The sequence below is a fragment of the Methanosarcina sp. 1.H.T.1A.1 genome (genome assembly GCF_000979295.1).
In the GTDB taxonomy this organism is placed as follows: domain Archaea; phylum Halobacteriota; class Methanosarcinia; order Methanosarcinales; family Methanosarcinaceae; genus Methanosarcina.
Map to the genome: position 1 here is coordinate 1 of NZ_JJQY01000046.1, position 970 is coordinate 970.

The window sequence follows — 970 nt, forward strand, 5'->3', positions numbered from 1 at the left end:
TATAAGTTCCCGGTGTTGTATATATATGATTAACGTTTGCAGTAGTGCTGTTAGACCCGTCACCAAAATCAAGCAGTTCAGAATTCTGGTTGACGCTGTAATCTACAAAAGTTACACTTTCCCCGACCTTCACACTATCTGTAGAAACTGTGAAATTTGCAGTCACATTAGAGGTTGTGGAGGACCAGGACGAATTACCCAGATCTCCCAGGAGATAAAATTCTCCGCCCTGTTCTTTGGTATAATTTAGAATTTCTCCCAGTCTTGATGTTGAAGTTTGGTAATCTCCGGTAATGGTTGGAGTAATTGTATGCCCATATAACAGCAGTACATATCCATTTGCCATTGCGTAATCAATTCCAGCCTTTATGGACTCCGGACTGACACCGGAATTATCATCTATTTCAACAGCGTATAGAACTTGAGTATTGTCCCATTTGTAATAAGCGTTTGAGGCATTTACATTCACCACATTGAACTCAGTCGATCTAATTGTCCGGAAGTATGGAACCAGTGCTGCATCAGAATTTGCATCCCTACTTCCATAAGGATACACAAAAGTATAAACTGGAGAATAACCATAGCCGGTTAGATCATTGATGTTAGGAATTACCTCCTGGTTCAGCCACCCATCAGAAGTGTAATTGTTTATATACAAAATTGCATCTTCGTGATTGAGCCCGTGTGCAGCTACTTCCCATCCAGCCGAGTGCAGTGCACCTAGGTTATCTTTTGTACCCTGCTCAGAGTAAATTAGATCATTTGAATTTACATTGATAGTACACTTAACATTATTATCCTTGAACATCTGCAGATATTGATAACACGGATCAATACTTAATACATCGTCCCACGATAGAGCAATACCTCCGGTATGATTCGTAGCTGCATTAGCAGTACCAGCCAGACTGATTACTAGTATGAGAAATAGTCCACATTTTACATATGGTTTAAACTTATGAAATTTCAT

The 970-nt window shown here is 39.6% G+C and carries 1 protein-coding gene; it reads right to left on the reverse strand.

Annotated elements, in window-relative coordinates; translation table 11 throughout:
- Positions 1-970 (reverse strand): polysaccharide deacetylase family protein (locus EO95_RS04715; RefSeq protein ID WP_048132623.1); only part of this gene is annotated, 970 nt, incomplete at its 3' end.